Source organism: Sorangium sp. So ce281 (assembly GCF_051527395.1).
Lineage (GTDB): Bacteria > Myxococcota_A > Polyangia > Polyangiales > Polyangiaceae > Sorangium > Sorangium cellulosum_B.
On record NZ_CP150322.1, the window covers coordinates 5681115 to 5694647 of the forward strand.

Consider the following 13533-nt stretch of genomic DNA (forward strand, 5'->3'; position numbering starts at 1 on the left):
CACGTTAGCGGCGCGCCGCCTGGAATGTCAACGCGATGGCGATCTCAGCGCGGGATGTGTTTCGACAGGTGATCCCCTGGCCGCACGGGCCACCCGGCCCCACGGCAGCCCCTGCCGGCCCGCGGCTGCTCCCTCGCCGGGTCTGCGCCGGCGTCCCCCGCCCATCCTGCGGGCGACCGCCGGCAATCTGGCCCTCGGCGAAGGGACCGGGTAGGAAGCAGGGGGTTCATGGGCTCGTTCAAGTTCGGCGGGGGTCGGCCGCCGCGGCTCCGCTCTCCTTCCGGTTCCGGCAGCGGACCGCAGGCGCCGCCAGCTTCATCCACCGGCAAATCCACCGGCAAATCCACCGGCAACAGACCGCAGGTGCCGCCAGCGGCTTCGTCTGGCGACGGGCGGCAGGCGCCCCCCTCGCCTTCCAGCGGCGGGCGGCAGGCGCCGCCCCCTCCTGCCTCCAGCGGGGGCCGGCAGGGGCCGCCCCCGCGGCGGCCATCGCTCCGGATGGAGGCCCGGCGGGTCACGAGCTTCGATGGAACCGACATCACCTACCGCGTGACGCCGCCGCCGTTCGAGGGGGCGAAGACGGTGGTCCTGGTCAACGGGCTGGGCGGGCCGTACCTCGCCTGGCGGGCGCAGATCGAGTACCTCTCCGACCAGTACCGGTTCATCACGTGGGATTACCGCGGGATGTACGCGTCGAAGCGCCCGTCACCGGACGTTCCGGGCGCCTATGCGGTCGCGAACCATGTCCGCGACCTGGAGGCGATCCTCGCCGTCGAGGGGATCCGGCACGGCGCGCTGATGGGATGGAGCGTGGGCGTCCTGGTGGCGCTGGAGGCGTTCCGCAGGCTCCCGGGGTTCGCCGCGAACCTGGTCCTGCTGAACGGCACCTACCGCCGGCCGCTGGAGACGATGGGGCCGCTGCCGGGGCTCGGGCGGCTGTTCCCGCCGTTCGTGGCGTTCGCGGCGCGCGCTCACACGCTGGCGGCCCGGATGACGGGCAACACCATCGTGCCGCCGGACGCGGTGCTCTGGCTGAAGCGAATGGGGCTGCTCGGCAAGACGCTCGACAGCGAGGCGTTCGCCGAGCTCGTGCAGCCGTTCGGCCAGCTCGCCATGGACGCGCTCTTCAGCAACCTCCGCGCGCTGGACGCCCACGACGCCGAGCACGTGCTCGAGCAGATCGACGTCCCGACGCTGCTCATCACCGGTGACCGCGATGCGTTCACCCCGCGGGCGCTGGCGCAGTCGATGGCACGCCGCATCCCGATGGCGGAGATCCTCGTGGTCCGCGGCGGGACCCACACCACCGCGGTCGAGTTCCCCGAGCTCGTGTCGCTCCGGATCGAGCGCTTCTTCGCCGACCACGGGTTCTAGTGCCGCCCGCCTGGCCCGAGGTCAGGCGGGCGCGCGCCGCTTACTTCCTCAGGAGGTCCGCGAACGGGTTGTTGCGGAAGCCGCCCGACGAGCTCCCCTGCCCCTTCCCTTGCTGCCCCTGGGCCGGCCGGCGGCCGTCGCCGCGATCGTTGCGGTCGCGCGCGGCGTGCGCGCCGGCGGACGGGCCGCCCGCCTGGGGACGCGCGCCGGCGGGAGCGCCGCCCTTCTTCGCGGTGAGCGAGATGCGCTTGCGCACGAGGTCGACCTCGATCACACGCACCTTGATCTTGTCGCCCACCTTCGCGACCTCGTTCGGGTCCTTCACGAACCTGTCCGCGAGCTGCGAGACGTGCACGAGGCCGTCCTGGTGGACGCCGATGTCGACGAAGGCGCCGAACGCCGTGACGTTGGTCACCACGCCCTCGAGCTCCATGCCCGGCTTGAGATCCTCCATGGTCCGCACGTCGTCGCGGAACTTCGGCGGCTCGAACGTGGCGCGCGGGTCGCGGCCCGGCTTCTTCAGCTCGCTCAGGATGTCGTTCAGCGTGAACGAGCCGACGTCGCCGGCCTCGTACTTCTTCGGATCGATCCGCGCGATCGCCGCCGTGTCGCCGATGAGCGACCCGACGGGCACGCCGAGGTCCGCCGCGATGCGCTCGACGAGGCCGTAGCGCTCCGGGTGCACGGCGCTCGCGTCGAGCGGGTGCTCCCCGCCCCGGACCCGCACGAAGCCCGCCGCCTGCTCGAACGTCCGCGGGCCGACGCCGGGCACGTCGAGCAGCGCCTTGCGGCTCTTGAACGCGCCGTTCAGGTCGCGGTGCGCGACGATCTTCTTCGCGAGGCTCGGGCCGATGCCGGCGACGCGGGCGAGCAGCGGGGCGCTCGCGGTGTTGAGCTCGACGCCGACCCGGTTGACGCAGCTCTCGACCACCTCGTCGAGCTTCCGCGCGAGCAGCCCCTGGTAGACGTCGTGCTGGTACTGGCCGACGCCGATGCTCTTCGGGTCGACCTTCACGAGCTCCGCGAGCGGGTCCTGCAGCCTGCGGGCGATGCTGATCGCGCCGCGCACCGTGAGGTCGAGGTCGGGGAACTCCTCGCGCGCGACTTCGCTCGCCGAGTAGACGCTCGCGCCCGCCTCGCTCACCGGGACGCAGAACAGCTCCGTCAAGCCCTCGGACGCGAGCACGTCCTTCGCGAACGCCTCGGTCTCGCGGCCGTGCGTGCCGTTGCCCACCGCGACCGCGCGCAGCGGGTACTTGCGGCAGATGCGGCGCAGATCCTGGCGCGCGCGCTCGAGCGCGTCGCCGCTCCCGACGAGGTAGATCGTGGTGTGCTCGAGGAGCTTGCCCGTCTCGTCGACGACGGCGCACTTGCAGCCGGTGCGCTGGCCGGGGTCGATGCCGAGCACCGCCTGCGTGCCGAAGGGCGCGGCGAGGAGGAGCTCGCGGAGGTTCTGGGCGAAGACCTCGACCGCGGCGCGATCGGCCTGCATCTTGAGGTCGACGCGCACGTCGCTCTGGACCGTCGGGAGCAGGAGCCGCTTCACGGCGTCGTCCGCGGCCTTCGTGAGCTCGCCGGCCCACGGCGATTTCGGCTTCAGCCCCACCGCGGCGTGGATCGGCGCGACGAGCGGCTCGGGCGCGAGCTCGATCGAGGCGCGGAGCACGCCCTCGGCCTCGCCGCGGCGGATCGCGAGGTAGCGGTGCGACGGGATGTTCGCGACGGGCTCCTCGAAGCTCCCGTACATGTCGAACTTCGTCTGCTTGGCCGCGTGCTCCTCGTTCTTCTGGACCTTGATGACGCCTTCCTTCGCGTAGGCCTCGCGGACGAGCTTGCGCACGTCGGCGTGCTCGGCGATGCGCTCGGCGCAGATGTCGCGCGCGCCGGCGAGGGCGGCCGCCGCGTCGGGGACCTCCTTCTCGGCGCTGACGAACGCGCGGGCCTCCTCCTCGGGGCTGCCGTCGCCCGGCTGCGACCACATGCGATCCGCGAGCGGCTCGAGGCCCCGCTCCTTCGCGATGATGGCCCGCGTGCGGCGCTTCGGCTTGAAGGGGAGATAGAGGTCCTCGAGCTCGGCCTTGGTGCCGCAGGCGCGGATCTTCGAGGCGAGCGCGTCGGTGAGCTTGCCCTGCTTCTGGATCTCCGCGAGCACCGTGGCGCGGCGCTCCTCGAGCTCGATCAGGTAGGCGCGGCGCTCCTCGATGGCGCGGATCTGCACCTCGTCGAGCCCGCCGGTCGCTTCCTTGCGGTAGCGGGCGATGAACGGGACCGTCGCCCCCTCGGCGAGCAGCTTCGCCACCGCCGAGACCCCCTGGCGCGGGAGGCTCAACTCCTCGGCCAGGAGCGGGACCGGATCGAACGAGCTGTCCGCGCGGCTCGGGACAGCGACAGGGCTCTGCGTCTCAGTCATGGGCGCGGCATACGCGCAGGGTGCACGCGCGTCCAGGCTTGACTTGCTGGCTGCCTCAGCCCGCCGCGGCGATGACCTCGCCGTCGCGCAGCACGACCCGCGCGCGCGGCGCGCCCCAGGGCTGCACGATCGCGTTCTCGTGGGGCAGGTCCCACACGGCGAGATCCGCGCGCAGCCCCGGACGGACGGCGCCGCACACGCCGCCTAGGCCGAGCGCGGCCGCCGCCTCGCGCGTCGCGCCCAGGATCGCCTCGGCGACCGTGAGCCCGTAGAGCCGCACCGCGAGCGCGAGCGCGAGCGGCAGGCTCTCGGTCGGCGCCGTGCCGGGGTTCGCGTCGCTGCCCACGATCAGCGGGACGCCTGCGGCCCGGAGCGCGGCGACGGGCGGCGGCTCCTGCCGCAGCGTGAAGCTCGCCACGGGCAGCAGCGCGGCGGCGACGCCCGCCTGGGCGAGCGCCGCAATGCCCGCCGGCGCGACGTGCTCGAGGTGGTCGGCCGACGCGGCGCCGAGCGCGGCCGCGAGCTCGGCGCCGCCCACGTCCGCGAACTGCCCGACGTGGACGCGCACGCCGAGCCCCAGCGCGCGCGCCCGCTCGAGCACCGGGCGCGCCTCGTCGACGGAGAACGCGCTCCGGTCGATGTACGCATCGACGTAGCGCGCGAGGCCGGCCGCGGCGATGGCGGGCAGCCAGGAGCGCTCCACGGTGGCGGCATAGGCCGCGCGATCGCCGCCGGCCTCCGGGGGCAACGCGTGCAGCGCGAGGTACGTCGGAACGACGCGGGGCAGGCGCGCGTCCCTCCCCGCCTCGGCGACCGCCTCGAGCTGCTTGCGCTCCGTCGCCTCGTCGAGGCCGTAGCCGCTCTTGGCCTCGACGGCGGTCACGCCGAGCGCAGCCATCCGGCGGAGGCGGGCGCGGAGCGTGTCGGCGATCTCCTCGGTCGTCGCGGCGCGCACGGCGCGCATGCTCGCGACGATGCCGCCGCCGGCCGCGGCGATCGCCTCGTAGTCGCCGCCGGCCATGCGGATCGCGTACTCGGCGTCCCGCGAGCCGATCCAGGGCGCGTGCGTGTGGCAGTCGACGAGCCCGGGCGTGACGACCCCCGCGGCCTCGATCGCGATCGGCACGCCGGCCTCGATCTGCAGGATTTCCTGCCGCGGGCCGACCGCGTCGATCGCGCCGCCTCGCACCACGATCGCGGCGTCCTCGATCACGCCGAGGGGATCGCCGGCCGAGGCGCGGGACGCGTCGCAGGTGACCAGCCGGCGCGCGGTGATGGCGAACGGGCGCTCGGGGTGCTGCGCGGCCTCCCCTCGCGCGGCCCCCGGCGGCGCCGTCACGTCGCCGCCCTCGCTGCACGCGCCCGCGCGATGTCCTCGATCACCGCCCGGGACGCGGGCCCGCCGGCGATCTCGGCGAACGCCGCGGGCGAGGAGGCCGGCCGCGGCGGGCACCGCCGGCGCAGGCCCAGGCAGCGCGCGGCCGCCTCGACGCAGCGCTCGCGGAAGCTGGGCTCGCGCTCCGCCTTGCGCACGAGCGCCTCGTGCACGCGATCCTGCAGGTCCTCGCTGTGGCAGACGAGCAGCGCGTCGCAGCCCGCCAAGACCGCGGCAGCGGCGGCCTCCTCGACGGCGTGGTGCGCCGCGATCGCGGCCATCTCGAGATCGTCCGAGAAGAGCACCCCGTCGAAGCCGATCTCGCCGCGCAGGAGGTCGGTGCAGATGGCGCGCGACAGCGTCGCCGGGACGCCGGGATCCAGCGCCTCGACGACGATGTGCGCCGTCATGAGCGACGCGACCCCGGCGCCGCAGGCGGCGCGGAACGGCGGCAGCTCGATCTCGTCGAGGCGGCCGCGCGCGTGCGAGAGGGTCGGGAGCGCGAGGTGGCTGTCGAGCGCCGTGTCGCCGTGCCCCGGGAAGTGCTTGCCGCAGGCGAGCACGCCCTCCTCCTGGAGCCCCTCCAGGAACGCGACGGCGCTCCGCGCGACCGCGCCAGGGTCGCGGCCGAACGCGCGATCGCCGATGATCGGGTTCGCCGGGTTCGAGTCGACGTCGAGCACCGGGGCGAAGTTCAGGTTGATGCCGACGGCCCGGAGCTCGGACGCGACGGCGCGCGCCGCGCGGCGCAGCAACGGGAGGTCCGCGAGCTCGCCGAGCGAGCGCATCGACGGCAGGGTCAGGAACGGCGCGGGCAAGCGGGTGACGCGGCCCCCCTCCTGATCGATGCCGATGAAGGGAGGCCGATCTGGGCCGCCCGCCGCGGCGAGCGCCTGGCAGAGCCGCGCCGTGGCGGCCACGTCAGGGACGTTGCGCCGGAACAGGATCGCGCCGCCACGACGCCCCTCGGCGAGGGCCTTCAGGTACCGGGCCGGCGGCTCCGCGCCGTCGAAGCCGCCCACGATGAGCTGACCACACAGGACCTCGAGCTCCAGATCGAGCCGCATCGTCCACCACCTCTCGCGCGGCGCAGGCGAGCGGCCGGCCGCGGAATCCGTTCGTAGACGACTCGTAAACGACTTGGGCCGACGAGGCCACTTCCGGGGGATGCCGGTGCGCCGGCGGGGGAGGCCGCGGCGCCGGAGGGACGCGACGTGTCGCGGCCGGCTCCCTCAGAACCGGATCGCGATCTTCCCGAAGTGCGCGCCGTTCGCCATGGACTCGATCGCCTGGCGCAGCTCGGCGAAGGGGACCACGCGATCGACGACAGGCCGGAGCCCGCTCGCCGCGATCGCGCGGTTCATGTCCTCGAACATCGCCCGCGACCCGACGAAGATGCCGTGCGCGGTGATCTGCTTCATCAGGATGGGGAACAGGCCGACATCCCCCAGCGCGCCGCCCGTGAGCACGCCGATGAGGCTCACGCGGCCGCCGAACCGGACCGCGCGGAGCGAACGGGCGAGCGTGCCCGCGCCGCCCACCTCGATCACGTGATCCACCCCCGCGCCGCCGGTGAACGAGCGCGCGGGCACGTCCCAGTCGGGGTTCGCGCGGTAGTTGATGGTCTCCGACGCCCCGAGCGCCCTGGCGCGCTCGAGCTTCTCGTCGCTGCTCGACGTGACGATGACGCGGGCGCCCGCGAGCCGGGCGAACTGCAGCGCGAAGATCGAGACGCCGCCCGTGCCCTGCACGAGGACCGCGTCGCCCGCCTTGATGTGGCTCGCCACGAAGAGCGCGTTCCACGCGGTCACCGCGGCGCACGGCAGCGACGCGGCCTCCTCGTCCGTGAGGTGCTGCGGGACCGCGACGACCCCGTCCGCGTCGAGCAGCACCCGCTCCGCGGCCACGCCCGGCAGCTCCCCGCCGAGCGCCCCCCGCGCCTTGTCCGCGGAGATCTCCCCGTCGATCCATCGCTGGTGGAAGATCGGGCTCACGCGATCGCCGACCTTCACCCGCGTCACCCCGTCCCCCACGGCGACGACCTCCCCGACCCCGTCGGAGAGCGGGACGAGCGGCAGCGAGAACTTCGGGTTGTAGAGCCCCTTCGCCACGAGCAGGTCGCGGAAGTTGAGCGACGCCGCCCTCATCTGGAGGACGATCTGCCCGGGCCCCGGCTCAGGATCCGGAAGATCGATCGGGCGGAGCGCGTCGAGACCGAACGAACCCTGAAGAGCGAACGCTTTCATGCAGATCCTCCTTGAGCGGAGCTCCGCTATCCCATGCGGGGTGGAGGCCGGTCAACGCGCCGCTCGACGCCCTGGCCGCCGCGCGTCGCGCAGCGCCTGGGAAGCGAGCCACAGCCCGGCCGCCGTCACGAGCGCCGCCCCGAGCAGCTGGTCCGCCGACGGGCTCTCGCCCAGCCAGGCGGCGGCGAGCACGTGGGACAGGACGACCCCGACGTAACCGATCGCGCCGACGCGCGCCGCGCTGTCGAGCGCGTAGGCGCGCGTCATCGCGAGCTGCGCGAGCCCGCCGGCGAGCCCCGTCCCGATCAGGAGGAAGGCGCCGAGGGCGCCGGGCGTCCGCCAAACCGGGATCGAGAGCGCGACCATCGCGGCGCTCGCCACGAGCGAGAAATGCAGCGCGATCGCCTCGGGGCCCGCGCGCTCCCCGCCTGCGCCGATCCTGCGCAGCCAGATCATGGCGAGCGCCGAGAAGACGGCGCCGAGCGTGGCGATGAGCGCGATCTCGCCCGCGATCGCGAGCCTCGGCGCGGCGACCAGCCCGACGCCCGCGAAGGCGAGCAGGGTCGCGAGCCAGAGGCGCGGGCTCGTCCGCTCGCCGAGCAGCCGCGGCGCGAGGAGCGCGACGAAGATCGGGCTCGTCGCGCCGAGCGTGACCGCGTCGCCGAGCGCGATCTGCGGCGTGCCGAGCGTGTAGAAGCCGCAGAGCATCGCCCCGGTGCCGCAGAGCGAGCGCGCCCACGCGAGCCGCCGGTCGCCCCTGCCCACGGTGAGCGGCGCCCGGCGGAGGAGCGCGACGCCGAGCGCGGTGGCCGCGCCCACCATCGTGCGCGACGCCGCCACCTCGGGCCACGGCGCGTGCTCCGAAGAGAGCCGCGCGAGGACGTTCATCACGGCGAAGAGCGATTGGGCCAGGAGCATCCACAGGACGCCCGAGGTCGGGTGCGCCGCGCGCCCCTCGCGCTCCGCGGCGAGGACGATCGCGGAGGCCCCCGGCGGGTGCGCGGCGACCGCGCCCTGCGACGACGACGTGCTCACGTAGCGCATCGATTACCACCTCGACCTCGCCGCCGTACACGCCTCCGTGGACCCGAAGGCGTCGGCGCTCCCGGGTGCGTGCGCGACATCGAAGCGCTACGGTCGCAACGATGCGCGCGATCGTCGGAGTCACGAGGAGAAGCTGGACAGGAGCGACGGTTGGTCGGCGGGAGCGCCGGTCCGGGGCGCTCTGGCTCGGGCTCGTCGCCGCGGGGGCCCACGCGCTCGGGTGCGGCGCGAGCGCCGCGAAGGAGCCGGCGGAGGGGCCGTCCGGGGGCAAGGCCGGAGGCGGGGCGGCGGAGGAGAGCGCGCGCCCCTCGGAGGGCAAGGCCGCCGGCGTGGAGGCCGGCGGCGAGGCCCAGGGCACCCAGGCCCCGCCCGCGCCGGGCCAGCAGATGACCCGCGCGGAGGCAGCGCGGTACGTGCTGGGCCTCGTGAACCGCGATCGCGCGGCGCACAAGCTGCCGCCCGTCCGGTGGGACGAGACCGCGGCGCGCGCGGGGCGGCGGCACGCCGAGGACATGGTCCGGATCGGCTTCACCGGCCACTGGGGCAGCGACGGCTCGGTCCCGGAGGAGCGCTACACGGCCGCGGGCGGCGACGGGTTCCCGATGGAGAACGCCGGCTGCTTCGCCGACGCGATCCCCCGCGAGCTCGATCCGGATCCGCGCTTCTCCGCGGAGAGCCTCGAGCGCGTGCACCAGGCCTTCATGAACGAGAGGCCCCCGGCCGACGGGCACCGGCGCAACGTGCTCACAGCGTCGCACACGTCGCTCGGGGTCGGGCTGGCCAAGGCGAAGGGGTTCGACATCGCCTGCGTGGCGCAGGAGTTCGTCGACGACTACGGGACGTACCAGCCGCTGCCCAGGCGGGCGAAGATCGGCGAGCGGATCCGGGTGAGCGGCGAGATCGCCGCGCCGGCGAAGATCGCTGGCGTCGGGATCTCGCGGGTCGAGCCGGGGAAGCCGATCAAGCCGGAGAAGCTGCTCAAGATGGGCGGATACCCGATCCCGCCCCCCTACGCGACGTTCTTCCCGAAGGGCTTCAAGACGCCTATTCCTCTCCAGGTGACCGGCAATCGATTCGACATCCAGGTCCCGCTGGACGACCGCGGGCGGCCCGGGCGCTACGGCGTCAGCGTCTGGGCCACGTTCCCCCCCTCGGACGAGCTGAAGATGGTCTCGCTCCGCACGATCGACGTCGTCGACAAGGGAGGCGCGCGATGAGCCAGAGCCGCCCCCCCACGGCGTCCGAGGACCTCGACGCGGTCAAGGTGCTCGATCACCTGGTCCGCCGCGCGGTCTCGATGGGCGCGAGCGACATCCACGTCGAGCCGAAGCGCGACGGCATCCGCGTGCGCTACCGCGTCGACGGCGTGATGGTGGCGCAAGGGCAGATCCCGATCGAGATCGCGCCGTCGCTGACCTCGCGCGTGAAGGTGCTCGCGCGGATGGACATGACCGAGCGGCGCCTGCCGCAGGACGGCCAGTTCAGCCTGGAGCTCCACGGCCACCCGCTCATCCACCTGCGCGCCTCGACGTTCCCCGCGATCCACGGCGAGACGCTCGTGCTGCGCGTGCTGCTGAGCCACCAGCTGATCGCCCTCGACAAGCTCGGGCTCACCGAGGGGGACCTGCCGCGGCTCGAGCGGCTCGCCGACCGGCCTTCGGGGCTGATCGTCGTGTGCGGGCCGACCGGATCCGGCAAGACCTCGACGCTCTACTCGCTGATCAAGGTCATGAAGACGAGCGAGCTGAGCATCGTCACGCTGGAAGATCCGATCGAGGTCGAGTTCGCCGACATCACGCAGGGCCAGACCAACCCGAGGCAGGGCTTCACGTTCGCGACGGGCCTGCGCGCGATCCTTCGGCAGGACCCGGACGTGATCATGGTGGGCGAGATGCGCGATCCCGAGACGGCGCAGATCGCGCTGCAGGCGAGCCTCACGGGGCACCTCGTGTTGTCGACGCTGCACACCTCCGACGCGGTGGACACGGTCGCGCGCCTCGTGGACCTCGGCGCGGAGTCGTGGATCGTGGCGAACGCCCTGCTCGCCGTGGTCGCGCAGCGGCTCGTCCGCAAGCTCTGCGAGGAGTGCGCGGAGACGTACGAGCTCGAGACCGCCGTGACGGGCGAGGAGGACAAGGTCCTCATCGAGGAGGGCGCCGAGCTGAAGCGCAGCGTCGGGTGCCAGACGTGCCACATGACGGGCTACCGGGGGCGCATGGGGCTGTTCGAGATGCTGGAGCTCGACGACGACCTGCGGGATCTCGTGAAGGCGCGGGCGGGGAAGCGCGCGTACCGGGACGCCGCGCGCAAGGTAGGGCTCGTGCCGCTGCGCGAGGCCGGGCTCGCCAAGGTGAAGGAGGGGATCACCTCCCTGGACGAGGTGCTCCGCGTGACGTGACGGTCTCGGCCAGACGCGCCGCGGTCCGCCGTGCGATCCGCGGCGCGCCGCCGGTCAGGTCGCCTGCGAGGAGCCGTCGTCGACCGCGTTGGCGGCGATGACGCCCTTGTACCAGAGCGCGCTGTCCTTCGGGATGCGCCGCTGCGTCTCGTAGTCCACCCAGACGATGCCGAACCGCTGCGAATAGCCGCGATCCCACTCGTAGTTGTCCATGAGCGACCACACGAAGTACCCCGCGAGCGGCGCCCCCGCGTCCATCGCGCGCCGCGCGGCGACGAAGTGATCGCGCAGGAACTGAAGCCGCCGCGTGTCCGGGATGCGGCCGTCCTTGTCCGGCTCGGTCGAGTAAGCCGCGCCGTTCTCGGTCACGTAGAGCTTCGGCACGCCGTACTCCACGTGCAGCCGGAGGAGCAGCCGCCGCAGCCCTTCCGGGTAGACCTCCCAGCTCATCTCCGTCTGCTCGGAGAGGGGCGCGACGTGCACCGTCCTCGGCAGGTTCTGCTCCTCGGGCACCTTGCTGCTCCGCAGGACCGCCCGCGAGTAGTAGTTGAGGCCGAGGAAGTCGCACTGCGTGGCGATGATCTCGAGATCGCCCGGCTTGCACACGGTCAGCCCCTCCGGCGGGAGGTAGCCCAGCGCGATGTAGTCCTCGATCATGTCCGCCGGATAACGCCGGCCGTACAGCGGATCGAGGAACCAGCGGTTGAAATACCCGTCGTAGTGGCGGCACGCGTCGTAGTCGGCGGCGCTGGGGGACGCGGGCATCGCGTAGTTCATGTTCAGCGTGATGCCCACCTCGGCGCCGGGGCAGTTCTGGCGCACCACGGGCACCGCGAGGCCGTGGGAGAGCAAGAGGTGATGGCTCACCGTCAGGGCCCTCTTGAAATCGCGCATGCCCGGCGCGTGGATCCCCTTCTCGTAGCTGAGGAACGCCGTGCACCACGGCTCGTTGTGCGTGATCCACTTCTTCACGCGATCGCCGAGCTTCCGCGAGATGACGTCGGTGAACTCCACGAACGCGTCCGCCGTCGAGCGGTGCTGCCAGCCCCCGACCTCGTCCTGGAGCACCTGCGGCAGGTCCCAGTGGAAGAGCGTCGCGTACGGCTCGATCCCGGCCGCGAGGAGGCCGTCCACGAGCCGGCTGTAGAAGTCGAGCCCCTTCTGGTTCACCGCGCCCCGGCCGTTCGGGAGGATGCGCGGCCACGCGATCGAGAACCTGTAGGCCATCATGCCCAGGCTCTTCATCAGCGCGATGTCCTCAGGCCACCGGTGGTAGTGGTCGCACGCGATGTCGCCGTTGGTCCCGTCGATGATCTGACCGGGCGTCTTCGCGAAGCGATCCCAGATGGACTCGCTGCGGCCGTCCTCGTTCGTAGCCCCCTCGATCTGATAGGAGGACGTCGCGGTCCCCCAGACGAAATTGTCGGGAAATCTCAGAGACGGCATGTCTATCTGTGGTCTCCTTAGAGCGGTTTTCAGCTGAGCCTGGTACGAGCGTCGCAGAGCGCCGGTCACCCGCACAGGAGACGGGCCCAGATCGGCGTTTTCGGCGCGGAAGCGCACTCCTGTGCGCTGAGCACCGAAAACGTCGAGATGGGCCCGTATCCGAAGCGGGTGACCGCCGCTCTAGAGAGGTCCGGCCTCGACGGAGGCGGGCACCGTGCGATCGTAGAGCGCGGAGGGCGCGATGACGGAGCCGGGCGCGTAGAGGTGGCAGCGGACCCAGTGCCCCGACCCGACGTCGACGACCCCCGGCATCTGCTCCCGGCACGTGTTCATCACGCTCGGGCAGCGGTCCGCGAAGGGGCAGCCCGGCGGCGGGTCGATGAGCTTCGGCGCCCCGGAGCGCGCCGGGAGATCGCCGCGGATCGAGCCGTTCGGATCCGGAACCGCCGAGAGCAGGAGCTTCGTGTACGGGTGCGCCGGCTGCTGCATCAGCTCCTCGCTCGGCGCGCCCTCCACGATGTGGCCTGCGTACATCACCATCGTGCGATCCGCGACGTAGCGCGCGCTCGCGATGTCGTGCGTGATGTAGAGGTAGGAGATGCCGCGCTCCTCCTTGAGCTTCTCCATCAGGTTCAGGACGCCCATGCGGATCGAGACGTCGAGCATCGAGATCGGCTCGTCCGCGAGGATCACGCTGGGATCCACCGCGAGGGCGCGGGCGATCGCCACGCGCTGACGCTGGCCGCCCGACAGCTGGTACGGGAACTTGAGCGCGACCTCCCCGGCAGGGTTCAGATCGACCGTCTTGAGGAGCGCGTGCACCTTCTCCCGGAGGATCGCCGGGGTGGGCGCCTTGTTGTGGAGCAGGAGCGGCCGCTCGAGGTGGTAGCCGATGGTGTGCACCGGGTTGAGCGAGCCGAACGGATCCTGGAAGATCATCTGCACCTGCCCGCGGTAAGCGAGCGAGGCGCGGGTCGGCTCCTCCTTCAGCACGTCGCGACCCTTGAACAGGATCTGCCCGCTGCTCGGGGGCATCAGCCGCGCGAGGAGCCGTGCGATCGTGCTCTTGCCGCTGCCCGACTCGCCGACGAGCGCGATGACCTCACGCTCTGCCAGCGAGAACGATGCGTCGTGCAGCGCCCGGAGCTGCTGCGATCGCAGCCCGCCGCCGACAGGGAAGTACTTCCCCAGGCGCACCACGTCGAGGACAGGCGAGACAGAAGGTTGCGTCATCGTCATC

General features: G+C 72.7%; 10 protein-coding genes. 3 read left to right on the forward strand and 7 right to left on the reverse strand.

The features are described 5' to 3' along the window. Nucleotides 1–498: 498 nt before the first annotated feature. Nucleotides 499–1374 (forward strand): alpha/beta fold hydrolase, encoded by an 876-nt coding sequence (locus WMF27_RS21535; protein WP_437767012.1) that lies wholly within the window; start codon nucleotides 499–501, stop codon nucleotides 1372–1374. A gap of 40 nt (nucleotides 1375–1414) precedes the next feature. Here WMF27_RS21535 and WMF27_RS21540 read toward each other — a convergent pair whose 3' ends face one another. The 5 genes from WMF27_RS21540 to WMF27_RS21560 form a co-directional block, all read right to left on the reverse strand. Beyond that, entirely contained in the window at nucleotides 1415–3784 is a 2370-nt protein-coding gene (locus tag WMF27_RS21540; RefSeq protein ID WP_437767011.1) for a Tex family protein, read from the reverse strand. 55 nt (nucleotides 3785–3839) lie between these two features. Further along, nucleotides 3840–5123, reverse strand: a complete 1284-nt coding sequence (gene hutI / locus WMF27_RS21545; protein WP_437767010.1) for an imidazolonepropionase — start codon at nucleotides 5121–5123, stop codon at nucleotides 3840–3842. Further along, nucleotides 5120–6226: a beta-N-acetylhexosaminidase gene (gene nagZ / locus WMF27_RS21550; protein WP_437767009.1), complete on the reverse strand. Its 1107-nt coding sequence runs from the start codon at nucleotides 6224–6226 to the stop codon at nucleotides 5120–5122. Before nagZ ends, hutI begins: the two co-directional genes overlap by 4 nt. A 165-nt stretch (nucleotides 6227–6391) precedes the next feature. After that, nucleotides 6392–7405 (reverse strand): zinc-dependent alcohol dehydrogenase family protein, encoded by a 1014-nt coding sequence (locus tag WMF27_RS21555; protein ID WP_437767008.1) that lies wholly within the window; start codon nucleotides 7403–7405, stop codon nucleotides 6392–6394. Nucleotides 7406–7456: 51 nt separating this feature from the next. Continuing rightward, the gene (locus tag WMF27_RS21560; RefSeq protein ID WP_437767007.1) at nucleotides 7457–8449 is read right to left on the reverse strand and encodes a DMT family transporter; all 993 of its coding nucleotides are present in this window, start codon (nucleotides 8447–8449) and stop codon (nucleotides 7457–7459) included. Nucleotides 8450–8550: 101 nt separating this feature from the next. Between WMF27_RS21560 and WMF27_RS21565 the strand changes: the two genes are divergently transcribed. Both WMF27_RS21565 and WMF27_RS21570 read left to right on the forward strand, forming a co-directional pair. Continuing rightward, nucleotides 8551–9666, forward strand: coding sequence for a CAP domain-containing protein (locus WMF27_RS21565; RefSeq protein ID WP_437767006.1), 1116 nt, complete (start codon nucleotides 8551–8553; stop codon nucleotides 9664–9666). Then, complete coding sequence (locus WMF27_RS21570) at nucleotides 9663–10847, forward strand: GspE/PulE family protein (protein ID WP_437767005.1); 1185 nt, start codon at nucleotides 9663–9665, stop codon at nucleotides 10845–10847. Before WMF27_RS21565 ends, WMF27_RS21570 begins: the two co-directional genes overlap by 4 nt. 54 nt (nucleotides 10848–10901) lie before the next feature. Here WMF27_RS21570 and WMF27_RS21575 read toward each other — a convergent pair whose 3' ends face one another. Beyond that, nucleotides 10902–12293: a GH1 family beta-glucosidase gene (locus WMF27_RS21575; protein WP_437767004.1), complete on the reverse strand. Its 1392-nt coding sequence runs from the start codon at nucleotides 12291–12293 to the stop codon at nucleotides 10902–10904. A gap of 180 nt (nucleotides 12294–12473) precedes the next feature. Beyond that, nucleotides 12474–13532, reverse strand: a complete 1059-nt coding sequence (locus WMF27_RS21580; protein ID WP_437767003.1) for an ABC transporter ATP-binding protein — start codon at nucleotides 13530–13532, stop codon at nucleotides 12474–12476. Between the last annotated feature and the right edge of the window lies 1 nt (nucleotide 13533).

Excerpts from the sequence above, each read along its gene's own strand:
- WMF27_RS21535 (WP_437767012.1), top strand. The coding sequence starts at position 499 with ATGGAGGCCCGGCGGGTCACGAGCTTCGATGGAACCGACATCACCTAC.
- nagZ (WP_437767009.1), bottom strand. The coding sequence starts at position 6,226 with ATGCGGCTCGATCTGGAGCTCGAGGTCCTGTGTGGTCAGCTCATCGTG.
- WMF27_RS21560 (WP_437767007.1), bottom strand. The coding sequence starts at position 8,449 with ATGCGCTACGTGAGCACGTCGTCGTCGCAGGGCGCGGTCGCCGCGCAC.
- WMF27_RS21580 (WP_437767003.1), bottom strand. The coding sequence starts at position 13,532 with ATGACGATGACGCAACCTTCTGTCTCGCCTGTCCTCGACGTGGTGCGC.
- WMF27_RS21570 (WP_437767005.1), top strand. The coding sequence starts at position 9,663 with ATGAGCCAGAGCCGCCCCCCCACGGCGTCCGAGGACCTCGACGCGGTC.
- WMF27_RS21565 (WP_437767006.1), top strand. The coding sequence starts at position 8,551 with ATGCGCGCGATCGTCGGAGTCACGAGGAGAAGCTGGACAGGAGCGACG.
- WMF27_RS21540 (WP_437767011.1), bottom strand. The coding sequence starts at position 3,784 with ATGACTGAGACGCAGAGCCCTGTCGCTGTCCCGAGCCGCGCGGACAGC.
- WMF27_RS21555 (WP_437767008.1), bottom strand. The coding sequence starts at position 7,405 with ATGAAAGCGTTCGCTCTTCAGGGTTCGTTCGGTCTCGACGCGCTCCGC.
- WMF27_RS21575 (WP_437767004.1), bottom strand. The coding sequence starts at position 12,293 with ATGCCGTCTCTGAGATTTCCCGACAATTTCGTCTGGGGGACCGCGACG.